The following is a 17809-nucleotide window of genomic DNA, read 5'->3' on the forward strand; positions in this document are numbered from 1 at the left end:
GGTTCCCATGACCGCTGTGGGGAACGGTGCGCAGACCGCCGGCCGGCCCACCCGCCTGCCCCGCTCGGCGCGACGCAAGCAACTGCTCGCCGCCGCCCAGGAGGTGTTCGTCGCGCAGGGCTACCACGCCGCCGCGATGGACGACATCGCCGAGCGGGCGGGAGTCTCCAAGCCCGTCCTCTACCAGCACTTCCCGGGCAAGATGGAGCTCTACCTGGCGCTGCTGGACACGCACTGCGACGCCATCGTGGCCAAGGTGCACGACGCGATGCGCGGCACCAACGACAACAAGGAGCGGGTCAGCGCCTCGGTGCGCGCGTACTTCGACTTCGTCGACCACGAGAGCGAGGCGTTCCGACTGGTCTTCGAGTCGGACCTGCGCAACGACCCGGCCGTCCGGCAGCGGGTGGAGCGGGTCGAGCAGGGCGCGATCGCCGCGATCACCGACACCATCATCTCGGACACCGGCGTGAGCCGGGCGCACGCCGAGCTGCTCGCCTCCGGCCTGGTCGGCGCGGCGGAGACGGCGGCGCAGTTCTGGCTGGCCAGCGGCCGCCAGGTGCCCAAGGCGGAGGCCGAGGCGCTGGTCGCCGCCCTGTCCTGGCGGGGCATCGCCAGCTTCCCGCTGCAAGGTGAGTCAGCCTGAACATCGGCCCGACAGATCGGATAGCCTTCTCACGGCGGCTCTTTCGCCCCAGTTGAGGAGGCACTGTGGAGGTCAAGATCGGCGTGCAGTACGCGCCGCGGGAGCTGGTCCTGGAGAGCGCGCAGTCGCCGGCCGAGATCGAGCGGATCGTGACCGACGCCGTCGCCAAGGGCGAGGGCACCCTCTCCCTGACCGACGAGAAGGGCCGACGGATCATCGTTCCGGTCGGCAAGGTCGCCTACGTCGAGATCGCGGAGGCCTCGCCCCGCGCGGTCGGGTTCACCGTCCGCTGATTGCCTGCCGGGTCGCCGTGGCGGGGGACGACCCGCCACGGCCGCCGGGCCTGATTTGTTCAGCCCGACGACGGTCACCCGCGCGGCCGACATGGCATTTTCGGGGAAGTCGTGGCCTCGTCGCGTGCCTGAAGGGCCACTTTCGGGGATCTTGCGCTGGATCTTGATGGCAGCCCGTGTCCGGTTTCGGAGGGCGTCCCGCGGGAGGCCCGCCAGTGACGGCGTCGTCGGTGTCACGCGTCCTCCCGGGCGGGGTCAGGAGCGGACACGGGCGCGGAAACCGCCTGATCGCCCCCGAATCCCCGGCGCCCTGTGGCCCAAGCCACAGGAAAGCGCCCCGGATGTGCGCTGGCCAGCGGAATCTGCGCGGCCCAGAAGCGTTCAGGTAGTATGGAACAGTTGCCGTGGGCACCGATCTGATCACAGCGGTCCCCCGGCGCGCGTGCGGCCCGGTCCGGCTCGGCGTACCGCCCCCGACCGTGTGGCCCGCGCCATACCGACCGCGCCCTGAGGACATGAGGGGCGCACCACGAGAGGGCACCCCCAAATCCACATGAGCGAGCAGACTCAAGGCCAGCCGCTGGCCACCACCGTTCCGGTCCGTCCGGAAGCTCCCACATTCGCCGCGCTCGGCGCCCGTCAGGAAACCGTCGAGGCCCTCGCGGCCGCCGGCATCACCCACGCGTTCGCGATCCAGGAGTACGCGCTGCCGATCGCGCTGCGCGGCGTCGACCTTATCGGTCAGGCGCCCACCGGCACCGGCAAGACCCTCGGCTTCGGCATCCCGCTGCTGGAGCGGGTGTTCGCGCCGTCCGAGGGCGGCGACGGCCAGCCGCAGGCGCTGGTCGTCGTACCCACCCGTGAGCTGGGCCTCCAGGTCGCCAAGGACCTGGACGCCGCCGGCCGTACCCGGGGCGTCCGGGTGCTGCCGATCTACGGCGGGGTGGCGTACGAGCCGCAGATCGAGGCCCTGCGCAAGGGCGTCGAAATTCTGGTCGGCACCCCGGGCCGGCTGCTGGACCTGGCCAAGCAGAAGCACCTGCGGCTCGACCGGGTGCACGCGCTGGTGCTCGACGAGGCCGACCGGATGCTCGACCTGGGCTTCCTGGACGACGTCGAGAAGATCCTGGCGATGCTGCCGGAGGACCGGCAGACCATGCTCTTCTCGGCGACCATGCCGGACCCGATCGTCGCCCTGTCCCGGCGCTTCCTGCGCCGGCCGATGACCATCCACGCCGGGCACACCGCCGAGACCGGCCCGTCGCCGCAGACCAAGCAGCTGGCCTACCGCACCCACTCGATGAACAAGGTCGAGATCGTGGCGCGGATCCTCCAAGCGGAGGGGCGGGGCCTGACCATGATCTTCACCCGCACCAAGCGGGCTGCCGACCGGGTCGCCGAGGACCTCGATTTCCGTGGCTTCGCGGTGGCCGCCGTGCACGGTGACCTGGGCCAGGGCGCCCGGGAGCGGGCGCTGCGGGCGTTCCGGGCCGGCAAGATCGACACGCTGGTCGCCACCGACGTGGCCGCCCGGGGCATCGACGTCACGGGCGTCACGCACGTGATCAACTACGACTGCCCCGAGGATCAGGACACCTACACCCACCGGATCGGTCGTACCGGCCGGGCCGGGGCGAGCGGCGTCGCGGTGACCTTCGTCGACTGGGACGACATGCCCCGCTGGCGGATCATCGACAAGACCCTCGGGCTCGACATGCCCGAGCCGCCGGAGACGTACCACACCTCCGCCCACATCTACACCGACCTGGACATCTCCCGGGAGATCACCGGCACCCTGCCGACCGCCGATCGCACCCGCGCCGGGCTGTCGGCGGAGGCCGAGGAGGACCTCGGCGGGGGCCGGTCGCGGCGCGGCGAGCGCGGCGCGCGGCGCGGTGACGGCCGGGGCCGCGACGGTGACGGCCGGGGCCGCGAGCGCCGCCGGGGCCACGGGGGCGAGGCAAAGGCGACGCCCGAGGGCGACGGCGTTGAAGCGTCGGCCGAGGCCGGCACGTCCCGCCGCCGGCGCCGCCGGCGGGACGGTGAGGTGGTCGCCGGCGAGCCGACCACGGTGATCTCCGCCGAGGGTGCCACCGAGCCGGCCGCCGTCGTCGAGGGCGAGGCGGTGCCCAGGCCGCGTCGCCGCCGGCGCCGCCGGGGTGGCGGTGGTTCGGGTCCGGCCGCCGGTACGCCGGCCGAGGCGACCGCCGACTGACAGCCACGGGCCACGGCCCTCGGACCGACCCCGGTCCGAGGGCCGTCCCATTCTGCTCGGCTCGACATCCGGCAGCTGGCGATGCTGACAGGCATCTGGAGTGGATCAAGCGACGCGGCGGCGACGCGGCGACGACGAGGAAGATGGAGCGATGCCGGAACCGTTGGACGCCGCCCTCACCGAGGTGCGGGCGCTGCTGCTCGACCCCGCCCTGACCCGGGCGGTCGCCGCCGGCCGGCGGCGCGGTCAGCACCCCTCGGTGGTCCGCGCCGAGCTGCGGCCGGTCGTCCTCAAGGCCGGCCCCCGGCTACAGATCTCCACTTCCGACGGCGCCCGGCCCTACATCCGCAACGTGGCGCCGGGGGCGGAGGCCGACGCGGCGGTCGACGCGCTGCTCGCCGAGCCGTTCGGCAACTGGCACGTGGAGACGGCCGGCGCGACGCTCCAGCTACGGGTGACCAAGTCGGGCGAGGCGCAGGTGCACCGGGCGGCGACCAGCCGGCCGGCCGCCGAGCCGGGCGGTCACGACCGGGCGAAGGACTACCTTCTCGACCCGGGCGACCCGATCTTCGCGGAGATCGGCGGCTCGGCGGCCAAGCGCCGCCAGGTGGACGCGTTCCTGCGTACGCTGGTCGCCACCCTGCCGGACGACCTGACCGGGCCGCTCCGGGTCGTCGACCTGGGCTGCGGCAACGCGTACCTGACCTTCGCCGCGTACCGGTACCTGACCCAGCGCGGGCTGGACGTGGAGCTGGTCGGGGTGGATGTCCGCGAGGATCAGCGCCAGCGCAACACCGAGCTGGCCGAGCGGCTGGGCTGGGCCGGCCGGGTGCGCTTCGTGGCCGGCACCATCGCCGACGCGGTGGTCGAGCCGGCGCCCGACCTGGTGCTGGCGCTGCACGCCTGCGACACCGCCACCGACGAGGCGCTGGCCCGGGCCGTCCGGTGGCGCGCCCGCTGGGTGCTCGCCGCCCCCTGCTGCCACCACGACGTGGCGGCCCAACTGCGCTCCGCGCCGGCACCGGGACCGTACGGGCTGCTCACCCGGCAGGGCATCCTGCGCGAACGGTTCGCGGACGTGCTGACCGACGCGCTGCGGGCCGGCCTGCTCCGGCTGCACGGGTACCGCGCCGAGGTGGTGGAGTTCGTCGACTCCCGGCACACCCCGCGCAACCTGCTGATCCGGGCCCGGCGGACCGGGACGGCGTCGACCGAGGACCAACGGGCCGAGTACCGGGAGCTGGTCGACCAGTGGGGCGTCACGCCCCGGTTGGCGACGCTGCTGGCCGAGTCACCGGCCTGACGGCGGCGTCCGGCCGTGGCCCCGCAGCGCCGAGGGCGGGGCCCGGGACGCCCGAGGGCGGGGCCCGGGACGGGCATCCCGCCCGCCGCCGTTCCGACCGATCAGTCAGTTGCTTCCGGGTAGCGCCGTACTACCCTCGTAGGCGCACCGCCCGGTGCTCCAGCGGAAGGAACAGACCCAGGCGGATGGGTTCGGCAGAGGTTTCGCCGCAGATGGCCTTCGCGCGCTTCGTACGGCGCGCCATCGACGACGCCCGCGAGGAACGCGGCTGGACGGTGACCGACCTGGCGGCGCACACCGGCGTGGGGCGGTCCACCGTGTTCCGCTGGCTGGCCGGCGACTGGCAGGACTATCCCGAGCTGGCCAAGGTGCGCGGCTTCTGCGCCGCACTCGATCTGCCGGTGGCGGCCGCCTTTCGCGCGCTCGGCCTACCGGACGCCGGTCCGGTCCCCCGCCGCCGGGCCGAGGACACCCCGGTGGAGGCGGACGTCCGGGTGATCCTGGAGCGGCTGGCCGATCCGAGCGTCCCCGCCGAGGAGAAGCACCACATCCGCGACCTGCTCCGCTACCTGGCCCGCCGGCCGGTCCGCCGGGCCGGTTGACCGTTCAGGCCACCGTCACGGTGAACGCGGCGGTACGCACCACACCGGCCACCTGGAAGTCCAGGAACATCCGGTAGCGCCCCGGCCCCGGCGCCGTCACCCAGAACGTCACGGTGCCCGGCTCGGCCTGCGGCCCGGGGTGCACGTGCAGGTAGCCGAGGTCCCCCTCGCGCAGCGCGACCAGGTGACCGTACGCGCCGAGGTAGGTCTCCAGCGCGGCGGGCACACCACCGCTCCGGATCGAGAAACGCACCGGCAGCGTCTCGCCCGCCTTCGGCGTGCCCTGGTAGTCGACCGTGAACCCGTCGACCGTCGTCGAGGTGGCCGGGGCGGGCAGCGGTCGGGGCGCGTACCCGCCGGGGGCGGCCAGGTCGACGCCGAGCGTGACGGCGGTCTGCCGGCCGTCGCCGGCAACCGCGGTGAAGTCGGCGTACGCCCGCCAGACGCCCGCCTCGGGCAGGGTGAGCGGCACCGACCAGGTGCCGTCGGCCGCCATCGTCGGGTGCAGGTGCTGGTAGCCGGTGAGGTCGCGGCGTACCACGATGAGGTGCATCGGCTTGTCGTGCACGACGGCGAAGCGGGTGACCGGGCGGCGCTGCTCGTCCCGGATCTGGAACCGCAGCGCACCGGCCCTGCCGACCGTGAACTCCACGGTCGACGGGGCGAGCGCGTAGCCGGCCGCGCTGATCGACAGGCCGTCGGCGTCCGCGCCGCCGGCCTGGGTGGCGGTGGCCCCGTCGTGCGAGTGGGCGCCGGTGCCTGGCGGGTGGGTGTGCGCCGCGGCCCCTGGTACGGCGCCGGACGCGGTGGTCGGCGGCGGGTTCACCCGGCCGAGGCCGAAGCCGAGCAGCACGGCGAGCACCAGCCCGCCCACCACCAGGGCGAGCCGGAGCGTGCCCCGGTCCACCCCGGTCGGCCCCTCCCCCGCGACGCCGGGACGCCCCCAGCCGGGCAGGTCCGCCCCCGGCAGGTCCGCCCCGGGCAGGTCCGCCCCGGGCAGGTCGGCCGGTGGTCGCGGGCCGGCCGGGGCCGCCGGATCGGAGCCGGCGACCGGCGGCGCGCCGGCGGTTGGCGACTCAGGCAATGCCGGCGGCCAGCTCGTAACCCGCCTCGTCGACGGCGGCCCGGACGGTTTCGATCGGCAGCGGCTCGGCGCTGGTGACCGTGGCCGTGCCGGCGGCCAGGTCGACCCGGACCTCGTCGACACCGGGCAGCGCGGACAGCTCCTCGGTGACCGCCCGTACGCAGTGCTCGCAGGTCATCCCGGTGACGGCGTACGTCTGGGTGACGGGTCGCTGCTCGGTCATGAGCACACGGTACCGCCGGCGGTGACGCCGACGCGCCGACGGTCGGTGACCGTGGCGACGCTCGCAGTCCAGCCGGCCCGGGAACTTTTCCCCAGGTGAAACCGACGGTTCACCCGGCGACCGCGAGGGCCAGCGGGAGAACGTCCGGGGCACCGGCGCGGCGCAGCAGCCGGGCCACCGTCGCCATGGTCCAGCCGGAGTCGACCAGGTCGTCGACGAGCAGCACCGGCCCGTCCAGCCCGGGCAGGGCGTCGGCCAGCTCGTCCGGCACGGCGAAGGCGTCGTGCAGCGCGCGTACCCGTTGGGCGCTGTTGCCGCGCGGCCCGGCGGCCCCGGACGGGCCGGCCGGGACGACCCGGCCGAGCAGCGGCAACCGGCCCACGGTGGCGATCCGCTCGGCGAGGGAGCCGACCAGGGCCGGGTGGGTGCGGGAGGCGACGGCGACCACGCCGACCGGGCGACGCGGCCACGGGTCGTCGCCGTGCGCCCACGCCTTGAGCACCTCGACCACCGCCGCCGCGACGTCGTCGGGGACCGGGCCGTCCGCCGACTCCGGCCCGAGCAGGCCGCGCAGCCGCCCACCCCAGCCCAGGTCGGAGAGGCGGCCCACGGCCCGGCCGGGCAGCGCCTGCTCCGCCGGGGAGATGCGCCCCTTCAGGGGTACGCCCACCGCCTCCAGGCCGGTCGGCCAGAGCTTCTTCGGCGCGATCGGCACACCGGGGCGGCCGAGGAAGCTCTGCGCGGCGGTGAGCGCGGCGTCGGACACCTCGGCGGTGAGGAGCGGGCCGGCGCAGGTGTCGCAGCGGCCACAGTCGCCCGCCCCGGCGTCGTCCAGGCACTCCCGCAGGTAGCGCATCCGGCAGCCGCTCGTGCTCGCGTACCGGAGCATGGCCTGTTGCTCGGCGGTGCGCGCCTGGGCGACGCGGCGCAACCGGGCCTCGTCATAGACCCACGGCTCGCCGGTGGCGAGCCAGCCGCCGCGCACCCGGCGGACCGCGCCGTCCACGTCGAGCACCTTGAGCATCAGCTCCAGCCGGGCCCGGCGCAGGTCTACGACCGGTTCGAGGGCCTGGGTGGAGATCGGCCGGTCGGTGTGCAGCGCGGCGAGCACGGCCCGGACCTGCTGCTCGGGCGGGAAGGCGAGCGAGGCGAAGTACCGCCAGATCGCCGCGTCCTCGACACCCGGCAGGAGCAGCACCTCGGCGTGCTCCACGGCCCGGCCGGCCCGGCCGACCTGCTGGTAGTAGGCGATCGGCGAGGGCGGCGCGCCCAGGTGCACCACGAAGCCGAGGTCGGGCTTGTCGAAGCCCATGCCGAGCGCGCTGGTCGCGACCAACGCCTTGATCTTGTTGTCCAGCAGGTCCTGCTCGGCGGCGCGGCGGTCGGCGTCCTCGGCCTGCCCGGTGTACGCGGCGACCTGCCAGCCCCGCGCGCGCAGGAACTCGGCCGTCTCACCGGCCGCCGCCACGGTGAGCGTGTAGATGATCCCGGAGCCGGGGAGCCCGTCGAGGTGGTCGGCGAGCCAGGCCAGCCGGTGGGCCGGGCTCGGCAGATCGAGTACGCCCAGCCGCAGCGACTCCCGGTCCAGGGTCCCGCGCAGCACCAGCGCGTCACCGAGCTGCTCGGCGACGTCCTCGGTGACCCGGGCGTTGGCGGTGGCGGTGGTGGCGAGCACCGGGGTCCGCTCGGGCAGCTCGGCGAGGAAGGTACGCAGCCGCCGGTAGTCGGGCCGGAAATCGTGCCCCCAGTCGGAGACGCAGTGCGCCTCGTCCACCACCAGCAGCCCGGTGGTGGCGGCCAGCTTCGGCAGCACGCCGTCGCGGAAGTCCGGGTTGTTGAGGCGTTCCGGGCTGATCAGCAGCACGTCCACCGCTCCGGCGTGGATCTCGGCGGTGATCTCGTCCCACTCGTCGAGGTTGGCCGAGTTGATGGTCCGGGCCCGGATGCCGGCCCGGCCCGCCGACTCGACCTGGTTGCGCATCAGCGCCAGCAGTGGCGAGACGATCACGGTCGGGCCGGCCGGTACCCGCCCCGCGCCGGCTGCCTCGTGCTCTGCGCCGGTTTGGCGGAGCAGCGCGGTGGCCACGAAGTAGACCGCCGACTTGCCCCACCCGGTGCGCTGCACGCAGAGCACCCGCCGCCGGTCCACCACCAGCGCCTCGATGGCCCGCCACTGGTCCTCGCGGAGCCGGGCGTGCGCGCCCGCCAGCCGCCGCAGCACCGCCTCGGCCTGCTCCCGTACGGCCGCCCGATCCTGGCTCATCCGGCATTTCTACCAGGTGGCCGGCCGGTACCCGCCAACCGTCACGCGGCCCGAGGCCGGTCAACCGTCGCGCGGCACCGACGAGGCGGGGTCCACCATCGGCGGGAAGAAGACCAGCAGGTCCCGGAGGGAGTCGGTGAGCGCGGGCGGAAGCAGGCAGCGGGCGGCCAGCTCCTCCATCGAGGTGAACGGGCCGCGCAGCCGTCGGTCCAGCGCGATCTGCTGAGCCTGTAGGGCCGTCACCCCCGGCAGTCCGGAAATCACCTCGTCCGGCACCGCGTTGATGTCCACCAGCCCGCCGTCGTCGAAACCCCGGGGCAGGTCCGGCCGGCCGATACGCAGCTCCCACCGGGCTCCCGGGTAGTGGTAGAGCAGATACCGGGCCTGCTCCCGGCGGAGCCGGCGGTCCTCCGCCCCGTGCTGGCGACCGCGCAGGCCGCTGAGCCAGGTGACCAGCCAACCGTTGAGCAGGATCGCGTGCAGGAAACCGACCAGCCAGGTGAGCAGCCACGCGACGATCAGGTATCCCTCGGTATCGCTCACCTCCTCCGTCTCGCTGCCGCCGACGACGATGACGAAGGTCAGGCCCATCGCCAGGTAGTAGGCCGCGGCGAGCCCGTTCGGCCAGCTCCGCCGCCAGAGCGCGTAGACGAGCACGACCAGCCAGGTGAGCAGGCCGAAGGAGGCCAGCGCGGTCAACGCGCCGGCGACCGTGGCGGCGACACTCAGCCAGCGGGGCACGCCCCGGGACGGCCCGGGGTGCACCGCGACCGGCGCCGTGGGCGGGACGACCCACCCGGGCCACATCATCCCCGGCGGCGCGGGCGGCGGGCCGCCGAACCCGACCGGCCCCGGGTACGCCGGGGGCGGGACCGGGGCGGCGGGTGCGGTGGATACGGCCGCGACCGGCTGGGCCGGAACGGATCGAGCCGGAACCGGCTGCGCCGGGACGGGCGCACCGGCCGGATCGACGGTGGTACGCGGATCGGCCAGCAGCGTGGGATCGGAACGCAGGATGCGCAGGTGCAACGCGCGCAGCACCTCGCCCGGCTCGATGCCGTACCCCTCGCGGAGCAGTTCGGTGAACTCCCGGTACGCGGCGAGCGCCTCCGCCTGCCGCCCGCTGCGGTACAGCGCCAGCATGAGCTGGTGCCGCAGCCGCTCCCGGACCGGGAACTCGGCCACCAGCTCGACCAGTTCGCCGACCAGCTCGCGGTGCCGGCCGCTCGCCAGTTCCAGCTCGGCGCGGGTCTCCAGGGCAACGGCCCGCAGCTCCACCAGCCGCTGGCGGGCGGTGTCGAAGAACGGCCCGGCGAACCCGGTGAACGGATCGCCCTGCCACAGCTCCAGGGCGGCCGTCAGCTCCGCCTGCGCGTCGGCGGTACGCCCGGCCGTGTGCCACTGTCCGGCCCGGTGCACCCCGCGCTCGAAGCGGACCGCGTCGACCGACTCCGGCGGGACCCGCAGCAGGTATCCGGCGTCGGTGAGGGTCAGCACCCGCCCCGGCGTACGCGGGGAGCGGTCGGGCTCCAGCACCCGCCGCAGGCCGGCGACGTACTTCTGCACGACGTTGGGACCGTTGGCGGGCGGCTCCTCCGGCCAGACCGCATCAAGGAGCTGCCCCGTCGGCACCGGGCGCCCCGCGGAGAGCAGCAGCACGGCGAGCACCGCCCGCTGCTTGCCGGCGCCGAGCTCGACCGGGCGGTCGGCGTACCAGGCCCGTTGGGGACCGAGGATCTCGAAGCGCAACGTTCCTGACATGCGAGTTTCCGCTCCTGACACCCCCAGCGTCGCCGCGCGGCAGTGCCCGGCAGCCGGACGGCAGCATAACGGCAGCCGTACCGCCGTGGCTGCCCGCAATATCGTCGTCGGCACAGCCACACAGCGAGAAAGAGAAGTGTGATGACACAGGCAACGGGCAGCGCGGGCGCCATCCGACGGACGGCGGGCACAGTCGCCGCCATGCTGGCCGCCACGGCCCTGCTCGGCGGCTGCGGGTTGACGAGTGACCCGGCCGCCACTCCCGGGGGCGGCCCGGCCGCCAGCCCGACCAGCAGCCCGAAGGAGAAGCTCCTCGACGCCGTGCCGGACGGCAGTGAGGGCCCCTTCCGATTCAGCGGCAAGGACGCGTCCAGCGACCTGAGCGGCCGGATCGACCCGGAGTCGAAGGCGTTCGAGATCAACACCGCGATGGCCCCGGACAAGGACGGCATCACCGCCAAGATGTCGTTCCTGGTGGTCGAGGAGAAGCTCTGGATGAAGGCGAAGTTCAGCGGGCACCCGGGCCTGCCGAAGTTCCCGGACAAGTGGATGGCGCTGGACCGGTCCAAGCTCACCGACGGCAACGGCGTGCCGACCTACGACGGCGCGGACCAGGGCAATGCCGGCCCGCTGCTGGAGGCGGCCACCGAGGTGACGGAGCAGGGCACCGGAGAGTACGCCGGGTTCATCGACGTGACCAGCGGCAACGCGGCGCAGGCGCTGGAAGACGGCGAGGCCGCGGCGCTCGGCGAGGCCGGGAAGCGGGTGCCGTTCACCGCCGTGGTCGGGCCGGACGGCCACCTCACCTCACTGGTGCTGGAGATCCCCGCGGCCGGCAAGCGGAAGGCGTACCGGTACACCGTCGCCTACACCGGCTTCGGCAGCACCCCGAAGATCACCGCGCCGACCGGCGCCGCGGCGACGAAGGCGCCGGCACTGGCGTACGAGCTGCTGAACAGCTGACTCGCGGCGAGGGGGCGGCGGCCACACGGGGGGCCGCCGCTCCCTCGTTCGTCCACCCGGCTTTCGGCCAGGCGGCTTTCGGTTCAGCGGCCGAGGACCGAGCCGCCGTTGACGCCGAGGACCTGGCCGGTGACGTAGCCGGCGGCGGGGCTGACCAGGTAGCGCACGGCCGCCGCGATGTCGTCCGGTACGCCGGCCCGCCCGACCAGGGTGGCCGCGACCCGCTTGGCGTGTCCCTCCGGGGTCATCCGGTCGCCGAAGAACTCGGTCTCCGCCACGTATCCGGGGCTGACCACGTTGGCCGTGATCTGTTCCGGGCCGAGCCGGGCGGCCAGGTCGTACGCCCAGCCGTGCAGCGCCGCCTTCGCCGCCGAGTACGGCCCGGCCCCGCCCCGCTGGGCGGCGATCGAGCTGATCAGCAGCACCCGGCCGCCGGGGCGGCGCAGGGCGGGCAGCAGCGCCTCGGTGAGCAGGACGGCGGTGAGCACGTTGGCGTCCAGGTTGGCCCGCCACCAGGCCGCGACGTCGGCGAGGGTGCCGGTCGGGCCACCGAGGTAGCCACCGGCGTTGTTGACCACCGCGTCGACGGTCCGTTCCCCCACCGCCTCGACGACCCCGGCGAGCTGCGCCGGGTCGGTCAGGTCCGCGGTCACCGTGCGGACCGCCTCCGGCCGACCGCACTCCGCCCCGATCCGTTCGGCGGCGTCCGACAGCATGTCCGCGCGCCGCCCCACGATCAGCACGTCGTACCCGTCATCCACGAGCCCCCGCGCGACGGCGGCCCCGATCCCGGTCCCGCCCCCACTGACCACCGCGAAACGCTCTCCCACTGCCGCCTCCCCATGCTGCGGTTGATCAATAAGTTCGCGTCATCCTACGGCGGAATCCCGACGCGAACCTCTTGATCAACTACGGCTGGGGCGGGAGCGGCGGAGGGCGACCAGGAGGGGGTGGAGGCGGGATCTGAGGCTGGCCAGGCCGCCGGGGAAGAAGTAGACGGCCAGGATGAAGACGGTGCCGAGGACGAAGAGCGGCTGGGACAGCGGGTGGCTGAGGAACGCCGGAAGGCTGTTCACCACGTCGCTGGTGCCGAAGGCGGTCAGCCGGTGGTCCAGGTACATGTAGAGGATGCCGCCGAGCACCGGGCCCCAGCGGGTGCCCGGACCGCCGAGCACCACCATGACCAGCAGCGACAGCGTCAGCTCGGACGACGTGACGTGCGGGCTCGCCCCCGACACGACCAGGCAGTAGACCACCCCGCCGGCCGAGGCCAACCCGCCGGCCAGGGTGAACGCGACCAGCTTGAACCGGTACGGGTCGAGCCCAAGCACCCCGATCCGCCGCTCGTCGTCGCGCAGCCCGGCCAGCACCCGCCCGGTCGGCGAGCCGCTCACCCGGTGCACCACGAAGACCACCAGGGCCAGGTACGCCAGCGCCAGCCAGTACAGGTTCACCGTGTTGGCGACCCCGACCAGGGCGGACGGCAGCCCGGCGACGTCCAGTGGCAGCCCCTCCTCGCCCCCGGTGAGCCCGCCGAAGTCCCGGGCCACCAGAATCGCCCCGACCTGGGCGAAGGCAAGCGTCACCATGGCGAACGCGATGCCCACGGTACGCAGCGCGACCGCGCCGAGCAGCGCGGCGAGGATCGTCCCGCCGGTGACGGTGAGCAGCGCGGCCTGCCACAGCGGCAGCCCGGCCCGGGTGATCAGCACGTCGGTGCCGTACACCCCGGCGGCGAAGTAGAGGGCGTGCCCGAAGGAGAGCATCCCGGTCCGCCCGAAGAGCAGGTCGTAGCCGGCCGCCAGGCCACCGAAGACCAGGCAGACGGCGAGCAGTTGCAGGGTGCCGGGCGAGTTCAGCGGTCCCTCGAAGACGCCGGGCAGGTTCAGCGTCGAGTACGGCACGATCGCCGCCACCACCAGGGCGGCCAGCGGCGCGTACGGGCGCAGCCCGTGCCAGCGGGAGTGCCCGGGGGTCAACTCGTCGGGCACCTGCGCCGGCGGCGCCTCCACCACCGAGTTGGTCATGCGTGAGCCACCTTTCCGGCCAGGCCCTGCGGACGCAGCAGCAGCACCACGGCGAGCAGCCCGACCACGCAGAGGTCACCCAGCCCGGACGTGCCGTAGTAGTTGACGAACTGTTGCAGCAGCCCGACCGCGACCGCCGCGTACGCGGACCCGACCACCGAACCCATCCCGCCGATCACCACCACGATGAACGCGAAGATCAGCAGCGAGCCGCCCTGCCCCGGCGAGACGGTGCCGAAGTAGACCCCGCCGAGCGCGCCGGCCAGCGCGGCGGCCGCCCCGCCGATCGCGAAGACCAGGGTGAACGCCTTGCGGACGTCGATGCCGAGCGCGGTCACCATCTCCCGGTTCTCCACCCCGGCCCGGATGATCAGGCCGTACCGGGTGAAGCGGAGGAAGGCGAGCAGCCCGCCGAGCACCAGCACCGCGGCGATGATCAGCAGCAGCCCGGCGTTCGGCACGTTCGCGCCGAGGACCGAGGTCACCTCGCGGGTCCACGCGGGACGCGGGAACGGCCGGGCGTCGGCGCCCCAGGTCGCCTGGAGCAACGCCACCCCGGCCAGCGAAAGACCGACGGTGACCAGCACCTGCTCGATGGTGCGGGAGTAGAGCGGCCGGATCAGCACCAGCTCGACCAGCACCGCCACCACTGCCCCGGCTAGCACACCGAAGGCGACCGCCACCACGAACCCGAACCCGCTCGGGCCGGCCCCGGGCAGGTTGCCGGCCGCCCACCAGGTCGCGTACGCCCCGACGCCGAGGAACAGGCCGTGCGCGAAGTTGAGCACGTCGGCCAGGCCGAAGACCAGGGACAGGCCGGAGGCGACCAGGAAGTAGAGCGCCGCCAGGCCGAGCCCGGTCAGCGCCAGCAGGATCACCGTACTCACGCCTTCACCTCCGAGCCGACCCCGAGCAGCGACTTGGTCAGCGCGGTCTCCAGCAGCAGGTCCTGGGCGTTTCCGGTCCAGGCCACCCGGCCGGCGGAAAGCACCACCGCGTCGTGGGCCAGCCGCCGCACCACCGCCAGGTTCTGCTCGACCAGCAGCACCGGCACGGATTCCGCGACCCGTTCCAGCACCTCGGCCACCTCGGTCACCACCTTCGGCGCCAACCCCTTGGTCGGCTCGTCGACCAGCAGCAGCCGGTTGTCGTTGAGCAGCACCCGGCCGATCGCGAGCATCTGCTGCTGCCCGCCGGAGAGCGAGCCGGCCCGTTGCCGTCCGCGCCGGTCCAGCTCCGGAAAGAGCGCGAAGACCTTGTCGTACGCCGGGGCGGTGCCCCGCCGTTCGGCGAGGCGCAGGTTCTCCGCGACGGTGAGGCCGGCGAAGACGCAGCGGTCCTCCGGCACGTAGCCGAGGCCGTCGCGGACCAGCCGGTGGGTGGGGCGGGCGAGCAGGCTGCGCGCGCCCATCCGGACGGTGCCGCGCACCTCGCCGTTGCGTGGGGTGAGCCCGACGATCGCGCGCAGCGTGGTGGTCTTGCCGACGCCGTTGCGGCCGAGCAGCACGGTGACCCCGGCCGACGCGACCTCGAACGACACCCCCTGGAGGATGTGCAGCCCGACGATCCGCACCGACAGGTTCTCCACGCTGAGGACAGGTTCGGTCATCGTGCTGCCTTCCGTTCGCGACTGCGGGGCTCGCGAACCCGGCTCACTCCTCGCGCTCACAGCGCCTCCCCCAGGTACGCCTCCTGCACGGTGGCGTTGGCCATCACCGTGTCCGGGGTGTCGCAGGCCAGCAGCGCGCCGTGGTGCATCACGGCGATCCGGTCGGCCAGCTCCAGGATCACGTCCATGTGGTGCTCCACCATGAGCACCGACCGCCCGCTGTCGCCGGTCAGCGACTTGATGACGGCGACCAGCTCAGGCACGTCCTCGGCGCTCACCCCGGCCATCGGCTCGTCCAGCAGCATCACCCGGGGCTCCCCGGCAAGCAGCAGGGCGATCTCCAGCTTGCGCTTCTCGCCGTGGGCCAGGGTGCCGGCGAGCGCCGTACCCCGGTGGGCGAGGCCGACCCGGTCGAGCGCCGCGTCGGCGGCGGCGGCAACCTCCCGGTCGGCCGCCGCCCGCCGCCACAGCTTCATCGAGCCACCCCGGTGCGCCTGTACGGCGAGCCGGACGTTCTCCCGCACCGTCAGCGAGCCGAACACCGAGGACGCCTGGAAGGTACGCCCCAGCCCGAGGCGGGCCCGCCGGTGCGGCGGGAGGGCGGTGACGTCCTCCCCGTCCAGCAGGACCCGCCCCTCGGTGGGTCGGCGCAGGCCGGTGATCAGGTTGAACAGGGAGGTCTTGCCGGCGCCGTTCGGCCCGATCACGCCCAGGAACTCGCCGGGCGCCAGGTCGAGGTAGACGCTGTCGACGATGGCGACCTCACCGATCCGCCAGGTCAGACCGCGGGTGGCGAGCACAATTCAGCCCTTCATCTGGGTGACCGGCGGCGCGGTCTCGTCACCGGTCAGGGTCTTCTGCGCGGTCGCCGTGTACTCGGTGCCGCTGCCGGACAGCTTGGCCTGGTACATCGGCTGGAGCAACGCGTGGTCCTCGGGCCGGATCGTCATCTGGCCCTTGACGCCGTCGAACTGCCAACCTTCGAGGGCCTTGATCATCTTTTCGACGTCGTCGCCGCCCTCCTGCACGGCGCGGACGACCATCTGAGCGCCGGCGAAGCCGTCCGGGTGGAACAGGTCGATGGTGCCGACCTTGGCCTTCAGCGCCTTGGCCGCCTCGTTGTCGCTCGCCCCCTCGAAGTAGTGCGACAGGAAGGAGATCTTGCTGCCGGCCGCGCCGAAGGTGGGCCAGGAGGCGCGGAGGTCCAGGCCGGTGACGACCTGGGTGGAGGCGAGGACGCCCTGCTGGTCGAGGTTCTGCCACATCGTCGGGGCGGTGGTGCCAGCCCAGGCGACGAAGAGCAGGTCCGGCTTGGCGTTCTTGATCTGGCTGGCGAACGGGGTGAACTCGGTGGCGCTGGCCGGGGCCCGGACACTGCTCACGGTCGCGCCGGCGCCGCCGATCACGGCCTTGACCGCGGCCTCGTTGGCGTCGCCGAACGCACCTTCCTGGGCAAAGACGACGACCTTCTTGCCGGTGGCGTCGCCGATGAAGGACTTGGCGGTCACCACGTCCTGGTACGACTGCCGGCCGGAGCGGAAGGTGTACCTGTTGGCGCCGGTGATGGCGTCGGTGGCGGCCGCCCCGGAGATGTTCAGCACCTTGTTCTGGGCAGCGATCGGGGCGACCTGCAGGGCCACACCGGAGGAACTCGACCCGCCGATGATCTTGTAGCCCTTGCCGATCAGGTCCTTGGCCGCGGAGACCGCCTTCGCCGGGTCCCCCGCGTCGTCGACCTCGGTGAGCTCGATCTTCCGGTCACCGACCTTGCCGGTGCCCTTGGTGGCATAGTCGAGGCCGGCCTTGAAGCCCTCGATGTACTGCTTGCCGTAGCTGGCCAGCGGCCCGGACTGGGAATACACCAGACCGACCTTGACCGGTGCGGCGTCGCCGCCGCCGGACGCGGTGTCCTGCGGGCTGCCACAGGCCGTGGCGGCCATCGCGGCCGCCATCATCGTGGCGGCGGAGAGGAACGCCCGTCGCGTGTGCCGGATCGTCATTGCGACTCCAGGTGAGGACAGGGGGAACTCAGTTGTCGGCTCACGCTAGAAGTGACATCACCCACGGGCTATGTGGCCCCAACACACAAGTGGTCGCATGGGGATGGCCTCTCGTAACAACCCCCGCCATCCGCGCGTAACCCCGCCGACTCCGGATGGCCCCCGCCACCACCGACGACCCGGCCGGTGTGTCTCGCCCCGCCATCGCGGTGCCGCCCCGCCGAGGTGCCACTACCCGGATGCTCCTGACCCGCACGCACCGTCATGGTCGGCCGACCTCGGGCAGCGCTCCGCTTTTCGACGTGTCGCAACTTATTGCAGTTACTTGTGCAGGTAGGGCAGGATCGGACTCGCCGAACCAATCGGAGTCCTCACCATGCCCACAGCCGAAGCGCCGTACCGCCAGATCGCCAACGAACTCGCCGCGAAGATCAGGAGCGGGGAGCTGAAACCCGGCGACAAGCTGCCCTCGACCCGTGAGCTGGCCGAGGCGTATGGCGTCCACATGAACACGGCCTACCGCGCAATGTCCCTGCTGCACGATCGTGAACTGATCACTGGCCAACCGGGGCGCGGCACCTACGTCGCCGAACGCCCCGGACAGTAAGTCCTCGCTCCCTGTGGAGCTGATGCCGTAAACGAATCACGCACGTCGGCGCTCCCGGCTGCGGAGATCGTGCTCGATCCTGGATGTAGTGGTCTCCGCTGGGACGGGATGCCACTGTTTCCAGGATCGAGCGTGACCTTGTCAGGGGCCAGCCGCAAACGTCGGCGTGGGGTGCCCGGACAGCGCCGGACACCCCACGTCGTCGGAGCGTCA

General features: G+C 73.3%; 17 protein-coding genes. 7 read left to right on the forward strand and 10 right to left on the reverse strand.

The window, feature by feature from the left end; all coding sequences use genetic code 11:
* Positions 1 to 7 precede the first annotated feature (7 nt).
* The 5 genes from GA0070621_RS20665 to GA0070621_RS20685 all read left to right on the forward strand — a co-directional run bounded on the left by GA0070621_RS20665 (position 8) and on the right by GA0070621_RS20685 (position 5059).
* Entirely contained in the window at positions 8 to 646 is a 639-nt protein-coding gene (locus GA0070621_RS20665; RefSeq protein WP_091198456.1) for a TetR/AcrR family transcriptional regulator, read from the forward strand.
* Positions 647 to 711: 65 nt separating this feature from the next.
* Positions 712 to 939 (forward strand): DUF3107 domain-containing protein, encoded by a 228-nt coding sequence (locus GA0070621_RS20670; RefSeq protein ID WP_091198458.1) that lies wholly within the window; start codon positions 712 to 714, stop codon positions 937 to 939.
* A gap of 553 nt (positions 940 to 1492) precedes the next feature.
* On the forward strand, positions 1493 to 3154 hold the full coding sequence (locus GA0070621_RS20675; protein WP_091198460.1) for a DEAD/DEAH box helicase: 1662 nt from the start codon (positions 1493 to 1495) through the stop codon (positions 3152 to 3154).
* A 151-nt stretch (positions 3155 to 3305) separates the two neighbouring features.
* Positions 3306 to 4457 carry a class I SAM-dependent methyltransferase gene (locus tag GA0070621_RS20680; protein ID WP_091198462.1) on the forward strand — a complete coding sequence of 384 codons (1152 nt, stop codon included), beginning with the start codon at positions 3306 to 3308 and terminating at the stop codon, positions 4455 to 4457.
* Positions 4458 to 4642: 185 nt separating this feature from the next.
* Complete coding sequence (locus tag GA0070621_RS20685) at positions 4643 to 5059, forward strand: helix-turn-helix domain-containing protein (RefSeq protein ID WP_091198464.1); 417 nt, start codon at positions 4643 to 4645, stop codon at positions 5057 to 5059.
* A 4-nt stretch (positions 5060 to 5063) separates the two neighbouring features.
* Here the strand turns inward: GA0070621_RS20685 and GA0070621_RS20690 are convergent, their stop codons facing one another.
* The 4 genes from GA0070621_RS20690 to GA0070621_RS20705 all read right to left on the reverse strand — a co-directional run bounded on the left by GA0070621_RS20690 (position 5064) and on the right by GA0070621_RS20705 (position 10390).
* Entirely contained in the window at positions 5064 to 6143 is a 1080-nt protein-coding gene (locus GA0070621_RS20690; RefSeq protein ID WP_167667104.1) for a hypothetical protein, read from the reverse strand.
* Positions 6136 to 6366, reverse strand: coding sequence for a heavy-metal-associated domain-containing protein (locus GA0070621_RS20695; RefSeq protein WP_091202665.1), 231 nt, complete (start codon positions 6364 to 6366; stop codon positions 6136 to 6138). Before GA0070621_RS20695 ends, GA0070621_RS20690 begins: the two co-directional genes overlap by 8 nt.
* A gap of 109 nt (positions 6367 to 6475) precedes the next feature.
* Positions 6476 to 8629 (reverse strand): RecQ family ATP-dependent DNA helicase, encoded by a 2154-nt coding sequence (locus tag GA0070621_RS20700; protein WP_091198466.1) that lies wholly within the window; start codon positions 8627 to 8629, stop codon positions 6476 to 6478.
* A gap of 60 nt (positions 8630 to 8689) precedes the next feature.
* Complete coding sequence (locus GA0070621_RS20705) at positions 8690 to 10390, reverse strand: BTAD domain-containing putative transcriptional regulator (RefSeq protein WP_091198468.1); 1701 nt, start codon at positions 10388 to 10390, stop codon at positions 8690 to 8692.
* A gap of 201 nt (positions 10391 to 10591) precedes the next feature.
* Here GA0070621_RS20705 and GA0070621_RS20710 point away from each other — a divergent pair, with 201 nt between their 5' ends.
* The gene (locus GA0070621_RS20710) at positions 10592 to 11353 is read left to right on the forward strand and encodes a hypothetical protein (RefSeq protein ID WP_091198470.1); all 762 of its coding nucleotides are present in this window, start codon (positions 10592 to 10594) and stop codon (positions 11351 to 11353) included.
* Positions 11354 to 11436: 83 nt separating this feature from the next.
* Here GA0070621_RS20710 and GA0070621_RS20715 read toward each other — a convergent pair whose 3' ends face one another.
* The 6 genes from GA0070621_RS20715 to GA0070621_RS20740 form a co-directional block, all read right to left on the reverse strand.
* On the reverse strand, positions 11437 to 12183 hold the full coding sequence (locus tag GA0070621_RS20715; RefSeq protein ID WP_091198472.1) for an SDR family NAD(P)-dependent oxidoreductase: 747 nt from the start codon (positions 12181 to 12183) through the stop codon (positions 11437 to 11439).
* A 75-nt stretch (positions 12184 to 12258) separates the two neighbouring features.
* Positions 12259 to 13380, reverse strand: a complete 1122-nt coding sequence (locus tag GA0070621_RS20720) for a branched-chain amino acid ABC transporter permease (RefSeq protein WP_091198474.1) — start codon at positions 13378 to 13380, stop codon at positions 12259 to 12261.
* Positions 13377 to 14267: a branched-chain amino acid ABC transporter permease gene (locus tag GA0070621_RS20725; RefSeq protein ID WP_091198476.1), complete on the reverse strand. Its 891-nt coding sequence runs from the start codon at positions 14265 to 14267 to the stop codon at positions 13377 to 13379. The genes GA0070621_RS20720 and GA0070621_RS20725 overlap by 4 nt, the downstream gene beginning before the upstream one ends.
* Positions 14264 to 14989 carry an ABC transporter ATP-binding protein gene (locus GA0070621_RS20730; RefSeq protein ID WP_091198478.1) on the reverse strand — a complete coding sequence of 242 codons (726 nt, stop codon included), beginning with the start codon at positions 14987 to 14989 and terminating at the stop codon, positions 14264 to 14266. Before GA0070621_RS20730 ends, GA0070621_RS20725 begins: the two co-directional genes overlap by 4 nt.
* A gap of 56 nt (positions 14990 to 15045) precedes the next feature.
* Positions 15046 to 15789: an ABC transporter ATP-binding protein gene (locus GA0070621_RS20735; RefSeq protein ID WP_091198480.1), complete on the reverse strand. Its 744-nt coding sequence runs from the start codon at positions 15787 to 15789 to the stop codon at positions 15046 to 15048.
* Between the two features lie 3 nt (positions 15790 to 15792).
* On the reverse strand, positions 15793 to 16989 hold the full coding sequence (locus GA0070621_RS20740; protein WP_091198482.1) for a substrate-binding domain-containing protein: 1197 nt from the start codon (positions 16987 to 16989) through the stop codon (positions 15793 to 15795).
* Between the two features lie 376 nt (positions 16990 to 17365).
* Between GA0070621_RS20740 and GA0070621_RS20745 the strand changes: the two genes are divergently transcribed.
* On the forward strand, positions 17366 to 17596 hold the full coding sequence (locus GA0070621_RS20745; protein WP_091198484.1) for a GntR family transcriptional regulator: 231 nt from the start codon (positions 17366 to 17368) through the stop codon (positions 17594 to 17596).
* The last annotated feature ends 213 nt before the right edge of the window (positions 17597 to 17809 follow it).

The organism is Micromonospora narathiwatensis, assembly GCF_900089605.1.
Taxonomy (GTDB): Bacteria; Actinomycetota; Actinomycetes; order Mycobacteriales; family Micromonosporaceae; genus Micromonospora; species Micromonospora narathiwatensis.

Coding starts and splice junctions, on each gene's coding strand:
- GA0070621_RS20665 (WP_091198456.1), top strand. CDS start 8: ATGACCGCTGTGGGGAACGGTGCGCAGACCGCCGGCCGGCCCACCCGC.
- GA0070621_RS20675 (WP_091198460.1), top strand. CDS start 1,493: ATGAGCGAGCAGACTCAAGGCCAGCCGCTGGCCACCACCGTTCCGGTC.
- GA0070621_RS20680 (WP_091198462.1), top strand. CDS start 3,306: ATGCCGGAACCGTTGGACGCCGCCCTCACCGAGGTGCGGGCGCTGCTG.
- GA0070621_RS20685 (WP_091198464.1), top strand. CDS start 4,643: ATGGGTTCGGCAGAGGTTTCGCCGCAGATGGCCTTCGCGCGCTTCGTA.
- GA0070621_RS20695 (WP_091202665.1), bottom strand. CDS start 6,366: ATGACCGAGCAGCGACCCGTCACCCAGACGTACGCCGTCACCGGGATG.
- GA0070621_RS20700 (WP_091198466.1), bottom strand. CDS start 8,629: ATGAGCCAGGATCGGGCGGCCGTACGGGAGCAGGCCGAGGCGGTGCTG.
- GA0070621_RS20705 (WP_091198468.1), bottom strand. CDS start 10,390: ATGTCAGGAACGTTGCGCTTCGAGATCCTCGGTCCCCAACGGGCCTGG.
- GA0070621_RS20710 (WP_091198470.1), top strand. CDS start 10,592: ATGCTGGCCGCCACGGCCCTGCTCGGCGGCTGCGGGTTGACGAGTGAC.
- GA0070621_RS20720 (WP_091198474.1), bottom strand. CDS start 13,380: ATGACCAACTCGGTGGTGGAGGCGCCGCCGGCGCAGGTGCCCGACGAG.
- GA0070621_RS20730 (WP_091198478.1), bottom strand. CDS start 14,989: ATGACCGAACCTGTCCTCAGCGTGGAGAACCTGTCGGTGCGGATCGTC.
- GA0070621_RS20740 (WP_091198482.1), bottom strand. CDS start 16,989: ATGACGATCCGGCACACGCGACGGGCGTTCCTCTCCGCCGCCACGATG.
- GA0070621_RS20745 (WP_091198484.1), top strand. CDS start 17,366: ATGCCCACAGCCGAAGCGCCGTACCGCCAGATCGCCAACGAACTCGCC.